Source organism: Promicromonospora kroppenstedtii, assembly GCF_044389675.1.
GTDB classification, from domain to species: domain Bacteria; phylum Actinomycetota; class Actinomycetes; order Actinomycetales; family Cellulomonadaceae; genus Promicromonospora; species Promicromonospora kroppenstedtii.
On record NZ_JBIRYI010000021.1, the window covers coordinates 1 to 15,783 of the forward strand.

At 71.9% G+C, this 15,783-nt stretch carries 12 protein-coding genes and 3 tRNA genes; 3 read left to right on the forward strand and 12 right to left on the reverse strand.

All coding sequences use genetic code 11. From position 1 onward, the window contains the following. Positions 1 to 377 precede the first annotated feature (377 nt). From ACH47X_RS24700 to ACH47X_RS24725, 6 genes are all read right to left on the reverse strand, one after another. Entirely contained in the window at positions 378 to 1,058 is a 681-nt protein-coding gene (locus tag ACH47X_RS24700) for a 3-oxoacid CoA-transferase subunit B (RefSeq protein WP_397407787.1), read from the reverse strand. Further along, on the reverse strand, positions 1,055 to 1,780 hold the full coding sequence (locus ACH47X_RS24705) for a 3-oxoacid CoA-transferase subunit A (protein ID WP_397407789.1): 726 nt from the start codon (positions 1,778 to 1,780) through the stop codon (positions 1,055 to 1,057). Before ACH47X_RS24705 ends, ACH47X_RS24700 begins: the two co-directional genes overlap by 4 nt. Further along, positions 1,777 to 2,970, reverse strand: a complete 1,194-nt coding sequence (locus ACH47X_RS24710; protein WP_397407791.1) for a thiolase family protein — start codon at positions 2,968 to 2,970, stop codon at positions 1,777 to 1,779. Before ACH47X_RS24710 ends, ACH47X_RS24705 begins: the two co-directional genes overlap by 4 nt. Positions 2,971 to 3,041: 71 nt before the next feature. Then, the gene (locus tag ACH47X_RS24715; RefSeq protein WP_397407792.1) at positions 3,042 to 3,836 is read right to left on the reverse strand and encodes an IclR family transcriptional regulator domain-containing protein; all 795 of its coding nucleotides are present in this window, start codon (positions 3,834 to 3,836) and stop codon (positions 3,042 to 3,044) included. Between the two features lie 404 nt (positions 3,837 to 4,240). Then, positions 4,241 to 4,313: transfer RNA gene (locus tag ACH47X_RS24720), tRNA-Arg, on the reverse strand. A gap of 183 nt (positions 4,314 to 4,496) precedes the next feature. Then, positions 4,497 to 4,588: transfer RNA gene (locus ACH47X_RS24725), tRNA-Ser, on the reverse strand. Between the two features lie 239 nt (positions 4,589 to 4,827). Between ACH47X_RS24725 and ACH47X_RS24730 the strand changes: the two genes are divergently transcribed. Continuing rightward, positions 4,828 to 6,549: a GMC oxidoreductase gene (locus tag ACH47X_RS24730; RefSeq protein WP_397407794.1), complete on the forward strand. Its 1,722-nt coding sequence runs from the start codon at positions 4,828 to 4,830 to the stop codon at positions 6,547 to 6,549. Between the two features lie 85 nt (positions 6,550 to 6,634). On the opposite strand, the gene ACH47X_RS24735 is transcribed toward ACH47X_RS24730, so the two are convergent. From ACH47X_RS24735 to ACH47X_RS24755, 5 genes are all read right to left on the reverse strand, one after another. Then, a tRNA-Ser gene (locus ACH47X_RS24735) sits at positions 6,635 to 6,719 on the reverse strand. A gap of 118 nt (positions 6,720 to 6,837) precedes the next feature. Continuing rightward, the gene (locus ACH47X_RS24740) at positions 6,838 to 7,464 is read right to left on the reverse strand and encodes a GTP-binding protein (RefSeq protein WP_397407909.1); all 627 of its coding nucleotides are present in this window, start codon (positions 7,462 to 7,464) and stop codon (positions 6,838 to 6,840) included. Positions 7,465 to 7,636: 172 nt separating this feature from the next. Then, the gene (locus ACH47X_RS24745; protein WP_020017526.1) at positions 7,637 to 8,047 is read right to left on the reverse strand and encodes a DUF742 domain-containing protein; all 411 of its coding nucleotides are present in this window, start codon (positions 8,045 to 8,047) and stop codon (positions 7,637 to 7,639) included. 10 nt (positions 8,048 to 8,057) lie between these two features. Then, a complete protein-coding gene (locus tag ACH47X_RS24750) occupies positions 8,058 to 8,507 on the reverse strand; it encodes a roadblock/LC7 domain-containing protein (protein ID WP_020017525.1) in 450 nt (149 codons plus the stop codon). 36 nt (positions 8,508 to 8,543) lie between these two features. Continuing rightward, positions 8,544 to 12,635, reverse strand: coding sequence for an ATP-binding protein (locus ACH47X_RS24755; RefSeq protein ID WP_397407796.1), 4,092 nt, complete (start codon positions 12,633 to 12,635; stop codon positions 8,544 to 8,546). Between the two features lie 144 nt (positions 12,636 to 12,779). On the opposite strand from ACH47X_RS24755, the gene ACH47X_RS24760 reads away from it, so the two are divergent. Both ACH47X_RS24760 and ACH47X_RS24765 read left to right on the forward strand, forming a co-directional pair. Then, positions 12,780 to 13,757 (forward strand): NAD(P)H-quinone oxidoreductase, encoded by a 978-nt coding sequence (locus ACH47X_RS24760; protein ID WP_397407798.1) that lies wholly within the window; start codon positions 12,780 to 12,782, stop codon positions 13,755 to 13,757. Positions 13,758 to 13,851: 94 nt separating this feature from the next. Then, positions 13,852 to 14,472, forward strand: coding sequence for a bacterial proteasome activator family protein (locus ACH47X_RS24765; RefSeq protein WP_397407800.1), 621 nt, complete (start codon positions 13,852 to 13,854; stop codon positions 14,470 to 14,472). Positions 14,473 to 14,614: 142 nt separating this feature from the next. Here the strand turns inward: ACH47X_RS24765 and ACH47X_RS24770 are convergent, their stop codons facing one another. Continuing rightward, positions 14,615 to 15,736 carry a hypothetical protein gene (locus ACH47X_RS24770; protein WP_397407802.1) on the reverse strand — a complete coding sequence of 374 codons (1,122 nt, stop codon included), beginning with the start codon at positions 15,734 to 15,736 and terminating at the stop codon, positions 14,615 to 14,617. Positions 15,737 to 15,783 lie beyond the last annotated feature (47 nt).

The following is a 15,783-nucleotide window of genomic DNA, read 5'->3' on the forward strand; positions in this document are numbered from 1 at the left end:
CGAAGCCCTCTGAAGTCTTGAGGTGGTTTCCGCCCCGGGACCGGCCAGTCACGCTCTCCGCGCTCCTGTCCGTCTCTCCCTGTCGGGCGAACAACGAGAACGTTACGTCAGCCCGCGGGGTCCGTCAAAGCCACGGCGCGTGACAGCGGACACAGAGGCGCTGTTCACCGGGTGTTTTTCCAAGAAGACCTCAGGTCCGGCCGCGCCGGAGCCATGCCAGACGGGCCCTACGGCCCCCGCCCGCGGCTCGCAGGCCCGGCGTAGACCAAGAACCCTCCGTGTCGGCCATGTCTGCGTAATCTTTGGTTCAGATTTCGCCATCCACCGTGCGGCGGCGTCCCACGGCCCACCGCGCCACACGGCAGGGAGCAGCCGGCTTAGCCCAGCCGGAGCCCGAGTAGCTCCTCGAGCTCCCCGTGCGTGACCCCGTAGGTCTCGACCACGCGCGCACCGCCGTCCGCGGCGAGCGCGGGGCCGACGTCGATCACGGCGACGTCGCTGTAGATCCGCGACACGCAGCCGACACCGGTGAGCGGCAACGTGCACTCCTCGACCAGCTTGGGCTGACCGTCCTTGGTCAGGAGCGTCATCATGACGACGCTCCGCCGGGCGCCGACCGCGAGGTCCATGGCCCCTCCGACGGCGGGCACTGCCCCGGGCCGGCCCGTGGACCAGTTGGCGAGGTCGCCCGCCGTCGACACCTGGAAGGCGCCCAGCACGCACACGTCGATGTGGCCGCCGCGCATCATGGCGAACGAGTCCGCCTGGTGGAAGTAGGAGGCGCCGGCGAGCTCGGTCACCGGCACCTTGCCCGCGTTGATCAGTTCGGGGTCGACGTCGGCCTGCTCCGGGGCGGGCCCCATGCCGAGCAGGCCGTTCTCCGTGTGCAGTGTGATGCCCGAGCCGGGCGGCAGGTGGTCGGCCACGAGCGTGGGCAGACCGATGCCCAGGTTCACGTAGGAACCCGGCTCGATGTCCGCCGCCACCCTCGCTGCCAGCTGCGCCTTGGACAGTGGGGACCCGCTCCGCGCGCCCGGGGGCACCGTCTCGGCGCTCATGAGGCCGGGCCCTGCGCCGAGGCCTGCGTCCCGGGCTGCGTACCTGCCAGCACGGTCACGCTGTCGAGCGCCACGACGGTGTCGACGTAGATGCCCGGGGTCACCACCGTCTCCGGATCGATCGAACCGGTCGGCACGACCTCCCTGACCTGCGCGACCGTCCGCCGCGCGGCCGTCGCCATCACCGGTCCGAAGTTCCGGGCCGTGCGCCGGTAGACGAGGTTGCCGACGCCGTCGGCCCGGAAGGCCTTGACCAGGGCGACGTCGGCGGGAAGGGGTGACTCGAAGACCATCGGGACGCCGTCGACCACGCGGGTCTCCTTGCCCTCCGCGAGGGGGGTGCCGAAGCCGGTCGGGGTGAAGAAGCCGCCCAGGCCGGCGCCGGCGGCACGGATCCGCTCCGCGAGGTTGCCCTGCGGCACCAGCTCGAGCTCGATCTCGCCGGCGCGGTACGCGGCGTCGAAGTGCCAGGAGTCCACCTGGCGCGGGAACGAGCAGACGATCTTGCGCACGCGGCGTTCGAGGATCAGCCGGGCCAGCGCGTCCTCGCCGTTGCCCGCGTTGTTGGAGACGACGACGAGGTCGCCGGCGCCCTGTTCCAGGAGCGCCTCGATCAGCTCGACCGGCTGTCCCGCCGGCCCGAAGCCGCCGATCATCACGGTCGATCCGTCGGCGACGTCGCCCAGCGCCTCCCCGGCGGTGCTCGCGACCTGGACGGTCATGCGGCGGCCCGCGCGTTCTCCAGGACGACGGCCACACCCTGCCCGACGCCGATGCAGATCGCGGCCACGCCCCAGCGCTGGTCCTCGGCGAGCAGCCGGCGCGCGAGCGTGCCCAGGATCCGGGTGCCGGAGGCGCCGAGCGGATGCCCGAGCGCCGTCGCGCCGCCCCACGCGTTCACGATCTCCGGGTCCACGTCCCACGCATCGAGGCAGACGAGCGACTGCGCGGCGAACGCCTCGTTGAGCTCGACGGCGCCGACGTCGGACCAGCCGACGCCGCTCCTCGCGAGCGCGCGCTCCGCTGCCTCCACCGGGGCGTATCCGAAGTACTGCGGCTCGTTGGCGACCGAGGCGCGGCCCGCGATCCGGGCCAGTGGCTCCAGGCCGGTCAGGCTCGCCGCGTCCGCCGAGCCGATCAGTGCGGCGCTGGCGCCGTCCGTCAGCGGGGAGGCGTTGCCCGCGGTGATGGTGCCGCCGTCCGAGCGGAAGGATGGTTTCAGCGCCGCGAGCTTCTCCAGGGTGCCGTCCGGGCGCACCGGCTCGTCCCGGACGAGGTCCGTACCGGGGTACGCGGTGACCAGGTCGGCATAGCGCCCGGCCTCCCAGGCCTCGTGCGCGAGACGGTGGCTGCGGAGGGCGAACTCGTCCTGCCGCTCGCGCGTGACTCCGTACTTCTCGCGGAGCCGCTCCGTGGCCTCACCGAGGGACACCGTCCAGTCGGGCCGCATCCGCTTGTTCACCAGGCGCCAGCCCAGCGTCGTGGAGACCAGCTCGGCGCCGCCCGCCGGGTAGACCCGCTCCGGCTTGGGCAGGACCCACGGCGCGCGGCTCATGGACTCGACGCCACCGGCCACGACGACGTCGGCATCGCCCGTCTCCACGGCACGTGCCGCCTGGACCACGGCGTCCAGCGACGAGCCGCAGAGGCGGTTGACCGTCACGCCCGGGACCGACAGCGGCAGCCCGGCCAGCAGCACAGCCATGCGCGCCACGTTGCGGTTCTCCTCGCCGGCTCCGTTCGCGTTGCCGAGGATCACGTCGTCGATCCGGGCCGGGTCCAGACCGGGGGCCCGGCGGACCTGCTCGCCGACCACGAAGGCCGCGAGGTCGTCCGGCCGTACCCCGGCGAGCGCGCCGCCGTAGCGGCCGAAGGGTGTGCGCACCGCGTCGTAGACGAATGCCGAGCTCATCGATTCACACCTCTGCACGTTCGCAGTGCGCACACAAGTTCCGTATGCGTACGCCCACGGTACCGCAGGGCTCAGCCGCGGGTGCGGGCCAGATCCGCCTCGATCTCGGCGGCCGCACGCAGCAGCGCCGGCAGGAACTCGGCGACGAGCTCCTCGACCGCGCCGCGGCGCACCGGGGCGGACACGTTCACCGCGCCGACCACGCGCCCGGTCCGGTCCCGCAGGGGCGCGGCCAGAGACCGCAGCCCCTCCTCCAGCTCCTGGTCGACGAGCGCCCAGCCCTGGTCGCGCACCAGGTCCAGCTCCGCGCGCAGCAGCTCGACGTCGACGATCGTGCGAGGGGTGAGCGGCACCAGAGCCGCGGCGCCCAGGAAGCCGTCGCGGTCACGGCTGGGCAGGTGGGCCAGGACCGCACGCCCCATCGAGGTGGCGTACGCCGGGAACCGCGTACCCACCTGGATCGCCGCGGACATGATGCGGTGCGTGGCGACCCGCGCCACGTAGACGATCTCGGCGCCGTCCAGCACGGCGACGGACGACGACTCGCCGACATCCTCCGCGAGCCGCTCCAGGTGCGGCTGAGCCACCTCCGGCAGCGACAGGCTGGACAGGTAGGCGTACCCGAGCTCGAGCACCTGAGGGCGCAGAGCGAACACGCGCCCGTCGGTCACGACGTAGCCGAGCTCCACCAGCGTGTGCAGGAAGCGGCGCGCCGACGCCCGGCTGAGGTCGGCCGCGCGGGCCACCTCGCTCAGCGTCATCCGGGCACGGTCCGGGCCGAACGCGCGGATCACCGACAGCCCGCGCTCGAGGGACTGCACGAACTCACCGGACCGGGTGCCGGGGTCCTGCACGATGTCGCTCATCCGGATTCCTCCATGCCGTCGGCGCGTCCGCTTCGCATCCTGGCCGAGCATCCGGTTGGCCGCACCAGGTCGCTCCCGTCGGCCGGGGGCCACGCCTTTGGCAGCACGCCCGCCCGGGCCTCCCCTGGTCCGACGTCGGAGCGCACCGTTGAGCCCCGGCGCCCGCGGCCCTGGTCGTTCTCCGAACGGGTGTGCCGCACGCGAAGGTAGCGATCGCGCGGAGGCCGGGTCAATGGTTCTGCGGCCCGGCAAGCAACCGTGACCGGATCGCGACGTGACGTCGGCGCGGCCGGGGCCTCTCTGGCGGGGGCCCGCCGGGGAACGACGTCACCTCTGTCGTCGTCGTGCTGGCAACGAAGAAGCCCCGACCAGCGCTTCCGCTGGTCGGGGCTTCTTTTCTACTGTGCGCCCGAAGGGATTCGAACCCCCAACCTTCTGATCCGTAGTCAGATGCTCTATCCGTTGAGCTACGGGCGCTGGTCGTACTACCTGCTGTCGGTCTGCCGTTCACACGGCCGACCGACGAGAACATTACAGCCTGTTCGGCGCGGACCCAAACTCAAATCCGTGCTTCCCGGGGAGAACTCCGTCACAACCGTCCGGAAGTCCGGCGCCTCCCACAGAAAAGGCCCCGGGCGTCACGCGCGGCCGGGACCTTCCTGGCGGAGACGGAGGGATTTGAACCCTCGAACGGGTTGCCCCGTTACCACCTTAGCAGGGTGGCGCACTAGACCTGACTATGCGACGTCTCCTCGCGACAGCCTCCACCCAGGCAGGGCGGTGCCGCGCGGCCCAGGCTACCTGGCGTACGGCAGCCTGAGCAAAGCGGGACGGGCGGCGGGCCGCCCGACCGCGTCGCAGCCGCGCGATCCCGCCATTTTTCTGTTCCGAAGCAGGCGGGCACGGGCGGCCGGCGGAGCGCCCTCGGCGCCGTCCGGCGCATCGCGGCAACGTATTTCACACGGCGTCAATAAGCGGTACATTCGCGGTCATGGACTACGACGTCTTGGTGATCGGCTCAGGCTTCGGCGGCAGCGTCGCGGCCCTCCGGCTGACGGAGAAGGGCTACCGGGTGGGCGTGCTCGAGGCGGGCCGCCGCTTCGCGGACGACGAGTTCGCCAAGAATTCCTGGCACCTCAAGCAGTTCCTCTGGGCGCCCGCGCTGGGCTGCTACGGGATCCAGCGGGTCCGGCTGTTGCGCAACGTCCTGTGCCTCACGGGCGCGGGCGTGGGCGGCGGGTCGCTGGTCTACGCGAACACCCTGTACCGCCCTCTGGACCCGTTCTACGCGGACCCCGCCTGGTCCCGCATCACCGACTGGAAGAGCGAGCTCGCGCCGTACTACGACCAGGCGGAGCGCATGCTCGGTGTCGTCCAGTACCACGCGCACTCGCCCGCGGACGACGTCATCCGGTCCGTCGCGGACGACATGGGGGTGGGCGACACCTTCCGGCCCACCCGAGTGGGCGTCTACTTCGGTCCCGGCGGCGCGGAGTCGCCGTCGCCGGGCTGCCGGGCCGCCGACCCGTTCTTCGGCGGGGCCGGGCCGGAGCGGACGGGCTGCATCGAGTGCGGCGAGTGCATGACGGGCTGCCGGCACGGCGCCAAGAACACGCTGGTCAAGAACTACCTCTACCTGGCGGAGAGGGCGGGCGCCGTGGTGCACCCGCTGACCACCGCCGACGTCGTCCGGCCGCGGAGCGAGGCGGTGGGCGGCGGTTACGAGATCCGCACCCACCGCACGGGCCGGAAGCTCGGCGGCCGCCGGACGTTCACCGCCCGGCAGGTCGTGTTCGCCGCCGGCACGCTCGGCACACAGCGCCTGTTGCACGCCATGAAGGACTCCGGCACGCTGCCCCGCCTGTCGGACCGGCTCGGGCATCTCACGCGCACCAACTCCGAGGCACTGCTCGGCGCGATGACGCACAAGGTCGGCTCGACCGACTACTCGCGCGGGCTCGCGATCACGTCCTCGTTCTACCCGAACGAGAGCACGCACATCGAGCCCGTGCGGTACGGCCACGGCTCCAACGTGATGGCGGCGCTGCAGCACATCCTGGTCGACGGCGGACCGTTCCGGTTCCTCCGCTGGTTCGCCGAGATGGGCAAGAACCTCAGGTGGCTGCCGGTGCTGATGGACTGGCGCCGCTGGTCCGAGCGGACGGTCATCGCGCTGGTCATGCAGGCCCATGACAACTCGCTGACCACGGTGACCCGCCGCTCCCCCTTCGGCCGTTTCATGACGTCGCGGCAGGGCACCGGTGCGCCCAACCCGAGCTGGATCCCCGAGGGCCACGAGGCCGTGCGCCGCATGGCCGACACGATGGGCGACGACGGCGTCGAGGGCATCGCGGGCGGCACGATCGGCGACCCGTTCAACATCCCCCTGACGGCGCACATCCTGGGCGGCTGCGCGATCGGCTCCGCGGCGGACGACGGCGTGGTGGACCCGTACCTGCGGGTGTTCGGGCACGAGGGACTGCACGTCATGGACGGCTCGGCCGTGACCGCGAACCTCGGGGTGAACCCGTCGCTGACCATCACGGCCCAGGCCGAGCGGGCCTGCGCGCTCTGGCCCAACGCGGACGAGCAGGACGGGCGGCCCGTCCTCGGGTCGGCCTACCGGCCGGTCGAGCCGGTGCGACCGGTCGCCCCGGTCGTGCCCGAGGCGGCGCCGGCCGCGCTGCGCCTGCCCATCGTGGGCATCAGCTAGCTGCCGGACGACAGAGCGCCTGCCCGGTCCGGCCCGACGAGTGTCGGGTGGGACGGGGCAGGCGCCCTGTCGTGCGGTGCGGGAGCGGAGGGCGAGGGATTCGAACCCCCGGTGGGTTGCCCCACAACGGTTTTCAAGACCGTCACATTAGGCCGCTCTGTCAGCCCTCCTGGTGCCGGGCACCCCTGCGAGCGGGCCTGCTCGGCCCCACAGTCTAGCGTCCGGCGGAACAGCGACGGCGGGCCGCCCCCAGGGTGGCCCGCCGTCCGCGAGGTGCTGGGGTACGGCTCAGCCCTGCGCCTGAGCGCCCGACCGGAGCTGGCGCATCGCGAGCTGGACCAGCGCGATCAGCGTCTGCTTGGTCGCCGCACGCGAGCGGGCGTCCGTGTACAGCATCGGCACGTGCGAGGGGATCTGCAGCGCCTCGCGCACGTCCTCGAGACGGTGCTTGGCCACGCCGTCGAAGCAGTTCACGCCCACGACGAACGGGATGTTGCGCGACTCGAAGTAGTCGATCGCCGGGAAGCACTGCTCCAGGCGGTCCGTGTCCACCAGGACGACGGCACCGATCGCACCGCGCACCAGGTCGTCCCACATGAAGAGGAAGCGGTCCTGGCCCGGGGTACCGAACAGGTACAGCCACAGGTTGCCCGGCAGCTCCACGCGGCCGAAGTCCATGGCCACCGTGGTGGTGGTCTTGCGGTCGGTCACGCCACCGGCGTCGTCCACGCCGACCGAGTGCTCCGTCATGGCAGCCTCGGTGTTCAGCGGCTCCACGTCGGAGATCGACCCGATGAACGTGGTCTTGCCCACCGCGAAGCCACCGGCGACGACGGTCGGCGCGGTGCGCTCTGCCGCGGGCTGCGCACCCGGAGCGGCCTGCGCGCCGGCGTTGGCCGCCGGCGCCTGCTGCATCACCGGGGGCGCGGGCTGCGCCTGCGCGGGACGGGACGCCTGCGCGGTGGGCGCCGCGGCGCCACCGCCGCCGCCCAGCACACTCTGGCGCGCGGGCGCGTTCGAGGAAGCGGTCGCAGTGCCGGCGTTACCCGACACCGGGGCCCAGTTGGGACCGCTACGGGCCCCGCCGTCAGAGGGCGGAAATGCCATTAAGAACACTCTCCAAGACGCTCAGCGACAGGCCCGAGTTCGAGCTGCCGTGGCCTGTGTGGACGTTAACCGGTGTCGAGGTGTGCACGGTGACGTGCCCTTCCTCCTGCATGTCCGCCACAAGGATCCGGACGACACCCAGGGGCAGCCGCAGAAGGGCCGAGAGCTCGGCGATCGACACGTACGTGTGCGCGGCGTGCTGGAGGATCGCGCGCTTCTCGGGAGGCAGCCCGAAACTGCTGACTGCCCCGGGAAGAACCTCCACGAGGGCCTCGAGCGGCAGGTCGGACAGCTCCGACCGCACCCGGCCTCCGGTGACCGCGTAGGGGCGCACGGTGGACGTCTCGCGGACGTCTCCCTGCCCCTGGGAACCGAAAGGTGCGTACGTCATGGTCGAGTCCTCATCCCACGCTGGCGGCTCGGGTCTGCCCATCGACCGGGAGGCTGCCACGCATCTCCGAGATCAGCTGCGGCGTGAGCGTGGCCTCGGTGCGGGACACCAGGAGGGCCATCTCGTAGCCGATGAGGCCGATGTCGCACGTGGCCTCCGCGACGACGCCGAGAACGGACCCGTTCGAGACGTTCATCAGGAAGAGGAAGCCGTTGTCCATCTCGATGATCGCCTGACGGACGTTACCGCCGTTGAGCTGCCGAGAAGCTCCACGCGTGAGGCTTGACATACCGGAGACGATCGCCGCCAGCTGGTCGCCGCTGGTGCGGTCGAGCTGGTCGGACATCGCCATGAGCAGGCCGTCTGCCGACACCACGAGCGTGTGCCGACTGCCGGGAACGGTACGCACGAAGTTGTCGAGCAGCCAACCGAAATTGGTTGCTTCGGTGCTGAGGGTCACTCTGTTCCTCCTAGTCAGAATCCACAGACGCGCTTGTCACCGCGACTGCGGCGCTGAGTCAGGGACATGATTCACGGTCGAGGGTGCCCACGTCGAGTCCCCACCGCCGTTCTTGCCGTTCTCGTGCTCCGACTTGCCCTCGTCCACGGACTCCGACCGGCCACGCGCGGTGGCCGACTGGAACGCCGAGAGACGCGAGCGAAGCTGCTCGGGATCACGGTCGATGCGAGCCGAGAGACGCTCGACGGCCGGGTCCGCACCGGTGCCGGAGGCACCACGGGTACGGCGAGTCAGCCCACCGCTGGCAACCTCGGTGCTCACGGCTGCCGGACGGTACGAGTCGTTCTCTTTCACATCATCTTCCTGATAAGCCCCGCGACGGAGAAGGCTCGTCATCTCCTCGTAGAGCACTGCCGAGGCGGTCCATTCCGACCGGGCCTCCACCGAGTCACGCACGTACTCGGGGTCTAGTGGGTCCTTCCCGTCGCCGTCGGTGCCGGCGGCACGCTTCGCGAGCGGGGCGGACGAACCGTACGACGGGTCGTACACGGCACCCGTCGGGTACGGCTCGCTGAACTCGCGGACGGGCGGCTCGAAGGCCTGCTGCACGTCCGCCACCGGCACGGCCTGGGTGGCCGGGGCGGAGACGAACGCGGTGGGGGCCGGCGCGGGGGCGGGAGCTGCCGGGGCGGGAGCCACGGGGGCGGCCGGAGCCGCCGCGCGGGGCGCCGCGTCCACGAACGGGTTGCTGCCGGCGGCAGGGGCCTGCGCCTGCGTGGGCACGGGGACCGTGCCGCCCGCGGGAGCGTTCGGGATCGCCGGCAGCGCCGACGTCAGCGACTCCTGGACCGCCTTCTGGTAGCCCTCCTGGTAACCACGCTGGTAGGTCGGGTCCTCGAGGGGAACCTCCTGGACCGGGGCCGGGAAGGCACCGGTCAGCGGGGCGGGGTTGCCCTGCGGCGGACCGCTCGGCGGCTGGAAGTTCTGCGCCGGGAGGGCCTGCGTGGGGAAGTTCTGCGTCGGGAAGCCCGTCGCCTCGACGTTCGGCGCCGGAACGAGCGGTGCGCCGAACGTCGGCGCCCCCGCCACAGGGCTGGCGACGGTCTGGATCGGACGCGATGCCGGACGCTGCTCCTGCGGCTGGTAGGCACGCAGCTCGCCGGTGGCGGGCTGACCCGGACGGCGGCCGAAGAGGCCACGCTTCTGGGCCGGCTTGGCACCCTGCTGGTTCGACGCGGTCGAACGACGGCTCGGCAGGTCCGCCATGAGCTCCTCGAACGCGGGCAGCGCCTCGAACGACGAGTCGGGGCCTTCCGGCGCCTCCGCGCCGAAGGCCTGCGACTGGCTGTCGTCACCCTCGAACGGGCCTGCGGTGCGCTCCGGCACCGTGCCGAAGCTCTGCGCAGGGGCCGGTGCCGGGGCCGCGGGCGGGCGCCCGCCGCCGGCTGCCGGGAACCGCATGACGTCGGTGTCGGACATGCCGGGGAGCGCCGCCGGGTCCTGCGTGATCGGGTCGAGCTGCAGCGACTGCGTGCCGCCCTCGACCGGGTCGATCGTGTTCAGGGAGCGGAAGCTCGAGAACAGCGCACTGCGCTGGTCCACGTCGACAGCGGCCGGGGTGGTGTCCTCGAAGACCGGCGCGACCGGCTCCGGGGGCTGCTGCGCGCGCTGACGGCTCGGGAGCGAGCTGCCCTCGGACACGTTCGACGGCGGCGCCCAGGCGTTGTCGTCGGCCTGGTACTCCTGCGGCAGCGACGGCGTCTGGATCTCCGGCAGCACGATCGAGCCGGTCGGCGTGGTCTCGGCGACCGGCTGCGCCGCCGTCGAGCTGCGGCGCCGGGCCAGGCCGAGCGCCGTCGTGCCGTCCGTCAGGGCATTGATGTCGACCTGCTGCGCGACCGGGGCCGGCTGGGCCGCGAAGGCGGCCGCGGCGATCTGCGACGTGCCCGTCGGGACGGGCAGGCCGCCCTGAGCCGGCACGGACGTCGTGGCCGGGGCGGCGGGCGAGCCGAAACCGTTGGTGGGAGCGCCCGCACCGCGCATCGCGCCGGTGCCCGGGCCCGTGGCCATGCCACCCATCATCTGCGAGGCGGCCGCCTGCGTGTTGGCCTCCAGCGGGTCCGTCGGCATCGGCAGCGGCATCGCGTTGTCCGGCATGAACAGCACGGCCGGGAAGCGAACCGTCACCTCGGTGCCGGTACCGCCCTCGCCCGCGCCGAACGTCACCTGGGCGCCGAGGCGGTCCGACAGGCGGCCGACCACGTAGAGGCCGAGGCGCTGGGCGCCGACGGCGTCGGACGCGGAGTGGCTGGCGACCTTGCGGTTCGCCTCCGCGACCTCCTGCGGGTTCATCCCGAGGCCGTGGTCACGGACCACGACGGTGACGAACTGCTCGTCGCGGGCCGTGGTGACCTCGACCGGCGTGTGCGGCTCGGAGAACATCGTCGCGTTCTCCAGGAGCTCGGCCAGCAGGTGCGCCGCGTTCAGCGCGTTGTGGCCCAGCATCATCGGGTCGACGACGAGGTTCAGGCGGACCCGGTCGTACAACTCGATCTCGGACGACGCGGTACGGATGACGTCGGAGACCGGCATCGGCTGGCGCACACGACGACCGGAGTCGATGCCCGCGAGGACGAGCAGGGACTCCGCGTTGCGACGCATACGGGTCGCGAGGTGGTCGAGGCGGAACAGGTTCGACAGCGTCGACGGGTCCTCCTCGGACCGCTCGAGGTCGTCGAGGAACGCGAGCTGCCGGTTCAGGAGCACCTGGTCACGGCGGGCCACGTTGACGAACATCTCGGCGATGGAGCCACGGAGGGCTGCCTGCTCGCGGGCGACGTCGATGGTGGTGCGGTTGACGTCGTTGAACGCGGCGGCCAGCTGGCCGATCTCGTCCGAGGACTCGACCGAGATCGGGTCGAGGTCGATGCTGGGGCCCTGGCCCGGGACCGACACCTGCTCCACGAGCGTGGGGAGGCGGTCACGGACCACACCAGCGGCCTGGGTGAGGCGGCGCAGCGGGGAGACCAGGCGGCGGGCGATGACGAGAGCCATGATGACCGAGAAGCCAAGGGCCGCGATCGCGACGCCACCGGTGAGGTAGGCGCGGTTCGCGGCGACGTCGGCGCGCTCCTGGGCGAATCCCGCGGTGTCCTCGCGGACGGCGTCGCGGACGATGCGGCCCTCGTCGACCCACTTCGCGGACTCGGTGGAGAACGCCTCGATCTGCGGCTGCTGGATGGCCGCGAGGTCACCGCGTGCGACGTAGCCGCGGACGGTGCCGTAGACGCCGTCCATGCCGGGAACCTGGTACTCACCCGGGATGCGGTCGAAGAGGTCCTGCGTGCTGTCCCACTCGCGGTCACCGAGGTTGACCAGGTCGGCACCACGGAGCGCGAGGGACCGCGAGGCGGCCTCCGCCTGGTTGTCCGGGTACGCGTTGAAGATCCCGAGCGCCAGGCTCACGATCGGTCGCTCGTAGGTGTTCGTCAGCATGAGCTGGTCGATCGAGTGGTACGCCTCGAGGCGGGTACCGAGGTCGCGGTCCTCCGAGGTGTCCGCGATCGCGTCCATCACCTCGAGGGCGCCGTCGATGTAGGTGCCGTAGGCGTCGGTCGCGGTCTGCTCGGTGAGACGCCCGGCGGCGACCTTCTTCTGCACCTCGGTGATGGCCGCGCGGTCCTGGATGGTCTGCGTCACGGCGTCCTTGACGCGCTGGTCCAGCATCGAGATGTCGATGTCCAGCAGCTCGTCGTCGCGCTTGTCGAGAGCGCTGATCGTCTGTGCCTGGGCCGCGGGGGCCGCCCAGACCGTCTCGCCGTCGTCGTCGGTGACCGGCTTGCCGTCCTCACCCAGTTCAGGGGTCCCCAGCAGAAGGGCGCGACGGGCCGCGTTACCGGCGTCGCCGTCGTCGATCATGGCGACGATGTTGAGGTAGCGCTCCTGCGCGAACGCGGTGCCTGCCTGGTCCTGGTACTCGAGCGCAGCGACAAGATCAGCCGTCTGCTGGGCGCGCATCGCGTCGGCCACCGAAAGGCCGATGATGTACGCCGCTGCGATGACCAGGACGACGGCAGGCGTGACCAGTGTCGCAAGAACTTTCCCGCGCACTCCCAACCTGCGGAACATGCGTACCTCTCTCCATCACTGATCCGGAAGGGGGTTTGGCGTGCTTGGTGCCCGCCGAACACCCTCGGTGCTGCGTACAAGTTACCGGCACCCGGTTTCCGCTGGCGACCCTCGTGAGGCCACACGGAAGTAGGCTTCATCGATGTGCGAGCCGTCACGATATCCGGAGCGGGGCCATCAGGGAAACTCTCCATTTCATCCCTGAATCACCCGAATGCTGGCCAAAGCGACGTGGTGATCACCGTCGCCGCCGCCGGAGTGAACCGTGCTGACCTGCTACAACGGGCCGGATACTACCCCCCTCCCGCGAATGCCCCGGACTGGCCAGGTCTTGAGATATCAGGAACTGTGAAGCGTGTCGGACTCGGCGTGTCGCGTTGGCGCGTCGGGGATCGGGTCGTCGCCCTGCTCGAGGGCGGGGGTTACGCGGAGGAGGTCGTGGTCCGCGAGACGCAGGTGCTCCCCGTGCCCGACGGCATGGACCTGGTCGACGCGGCCGCACTGCCCGAGGCGGCGTGCACGGTCTGGAGCAACCTGGTCGACGTAGGTGGGCTGCGTGCCGGCGAGTGGGCGCTGGTCCACGGCGGCTCCGGCGGGATCGGCACCACCGCGATCCAGGTCGCCAAGGCGCTCGGAGCCCACGTCGTGACGACAGCGGGCGGCCCGGAGCGGGCCGCGCGGTGCGCGGAGCTCGGCGCCGACGTCGTCGTCGACCACCGGCGGCAGGACTTCGTCGAGGAGGCCCTCCGGGCCACGGACGGCCGCGGGGTGGACGTCGTGCTCGACCTGCTCGGTGGAGGCGCCCTGGGCGACAACGTGCGCTCCCTCGCGCGTGGCGGCCGCCTGGTCGTCATCGGGATGCAGCAGGGGCGGCGCGGGGAGCTCGACCTCAGCGCGCTGCTCGCCCGCCGCGGCACCATCACCGGGACCCTGCTGCGGTCGCGACCCCCGGAGGAGAAAGCACGGATCGTCGCCGATACCGAACAAAACTTGTGGCCACTGTTCGCATCTGGCCAGGTCCGGCCGGTGATCCACGCCCGAATCCCGTTCTCGGAAGCGCAGTCCGCACACGACCTGCTCGAGTCGGGCGAGGCCTTCGGCAAAGTGCTCCTGGTCCCCTGATCAACGCGTGCCTATATATAGGCATGGTCGACAATTTCGTTCTCGGTCCAAGAATGCGATGCAGCCGACCGTCGATTCGGGCAAGACTGGACCCATGAACGACGAGCGAGCCAACCCCCAGTCCGACGACCGCCGCGACCAGCCGCCCGTCGCGCACCCACAGGTCGTCACGCCCGACGGCGCCGCCGTGCCCCCGGAGGGCGAGCCCGAGGGCCCGGACGTCGAGCGCCAGCCGGACGAGGCCGAGTCCGTGGTGGGCCAGGTCGAGGAGCCGGCCAAGGTCATGCGCATCGGCGGCATGATCAAGCGGCTGCTCGACGAGGTACGCGACGCCCCGCTGGACGAGGCCGCCCGCTCCCGCCTCGCCGAGATCCACGAGCGTTCGATCCACGAGCTCGAGGACGGCCTCTCCCCCGACCTCGTCGACGAGCTGCACCGCATCACGCTGCCGTTCACGGACGACTCCGCGCCGTCCGACGCCGAGCTCCGCGTGGCGCAGGCGCAGCTGGTGGGCTGGCTCGAGGGCCTGTTCCACGGCATCCAGACCGCGCTGGTCGCGCAGCAGATGGCGGCCCAGGCACAGCTCTCCCAGATGCGACGCGCGCTGCCGCCCGGCACCGCGGCGTTCGGCCCGGCCGGCCCCGGCGGCCCGAGCCTGCCCGGCGGCTCCGAGGAGGAGTCCGGCGAGCGCCGGACGCCCGGTCAGTACCTCTGACCCGTGGCCGCCCCGCCCCGAGCGGCGCCCGGCGGGCACCGCTCGGGGCGGCGGGTCCGACTCGCGGGACCGCGGGCCGGACCCGGGAGCCGGCCAGTCGGCCGAAGGGACTAGCCGGACAAACCGGTAAAGCGCCGGGCTCCTACAGGTCGACGGGGTCTACCAGAAAGCCGTCCTCGTCGGCGATCTCGCCTCCGGCGGCGTCGTGGATCGCGCTCGCGAGCCTCGCCACCAGTTCGGCGGCGCGCTTGCGCGCGATCCGCAGCTCCATGTTGGGGAACTCGCGCTGCGACTCGACGAGGTCCTGCGGCTCCCAGTGCACCCGGTAGCAGACGGCGCCCTGCTCGGCCCACGGCAGGCCGCGCAGCAGCCGCGGCAGCTTCTCCTCGCCGCTGATCTCGACCGAGACGATGCCGTCGACGCCGAGCTCCACGACCAGGCCGTACCCGTCCAGCACGCGCGGGCCGGTGAGCGCCTTGATGTCGTACTCGTCCGCGGCGGCGTGCAGCTTCTTGCGCAGTTCGGGGTCCATCTCCTCGCCGCGGTAGAGCGGCTTGTCCGCGATGCCGTCGGGCGGACCGCCCCACTCCTTGCCGTCCATGTGGAGGCGGGCACGCGGGTGCACCCGCTGCAGGATGCTGTGTGCGGCCTGCGGGTCGAGCCAGACGTCGGAGTAGACGGTCATGTCGATCGCGGCCCCGGCGTCCGGGGTGAGCACGACGCCGGCGCCCTTCCGCGCGGGCGGGCCGTCCGTGGCGGCGTCCCAGAGACCGCCGACGTCGAGGCGCAGCGACCCGCCGAGGCGCCGGGCGACGGCGACAAGCCACTCGACCAGGCGGCGCTCCTCGCGCTCCGGCATGCCCGCGGCGAACGCCCGTCCGATGCCGTCGCGGTCCCCCGCGGGGAACGGGGCCTCGCCGCGTTCCCGGTGGCAGACGATGTCGAAGGCCATGGCCGCGCCCGGCGGCACGCCGACGTCGAATCCGTCACCCACCGGCTGGTACGGCCCGTTCATCACCGCGTGCCGCGAGACCCGCAGCACGCCGGGCTCCCGGCCCTGCGCCCGGCGGCCCTGCGGCGCGCCGGCCACGTTGCCCGGGAGGATCCCGGCGGGGACCACGTCCCAGCGGGTCGCGGAGAACCGCGAGAGGGCGAGCACCTCGATCTCGTCCAGCTCCACGTCACCGGGCACTGTCAGCACGTGCCTGGCCTGGTGTGCCTGCGCAGCCGTGCGCGGCAGGAGCGGAAGCTGGGGAGCGGCCATCGGGGTCCCTTCGAGGTCCGGGTGCCCGGCCGGCGCCGGGCACCCGG

Coding starts and splice junctions, on each gene's coding strand:
- ACH47X_RS24745 (WP_020017526.1), bottom strand. CDS start 8,047: ATGACGTACGCACCTTTCGGTTCCCAGGGGCAGGGAGACGTCCGCGAG.
- ACH47X_RS24755 (WP_397407796.1), bottom strand. CDS start 12,635: ATGTTCCGCAGGTTGGGAGTGCGCGGGAAAGTTCTTGCGACACTGGTC.
- ACH47X_RS24770 (WP_397407802.1), bottom strand. CDS start 15,736: ATGGCCGCTCCCCAGCTTCCGCTCCTGCCGCGCACGGCTGCGCAGGCA.
- ACH47X_RS24740 (WP_397407909.1), bottom strand. CDS start 7,464: ATGCAGCAGGCGCCGGCGGCCAACGCCGGCGCGCAGGCCGCTCCGGGT.
- ACH47X_RS24715 (WP_397407792.1), bottom strand. CDS start 3,836: ATGAGCGACATCGTGCAGGACCCCGGCACCCGGTCCGGTGAGTTCGTG.
- ACH47X_RS24765 (WP_397407800.1), top strand. CDS start 13,852: ATGAACGACGAGCGAGCCAACCCCCAGTCCGACGACCGCCGCGACCAG.
- ACH47X_RS24730 (WP_397407794.1), top strand. CDS start 4,828: ATGGACTACGACGTCTTGGTGATCGGCTCAGGCTTCGGCGGCAGCGTC.
- ACH47X_RS24705 (WP_397407789.1), bottom strand. CDS start 1,780: ATGACCGTCCAGGTCGCGAGCACCGCCGGGGAGGCGCTGGGCGACGTC.
- ACH47X_RS24710 (WP_397407791.1), bottom strand. CDS start 2,970: ATGAGCTCGGCATTCGTCTACGACGCGGTGCGCACACCCTTCGGCCGC.
- ACH47X_RS24700 (WP_397407787.1), bottom strand. CDS start 1,058: ATGAGCGCCGAGACGGTGCCCCCGGGCGCGCGGAGCGGGTCCCCACTG.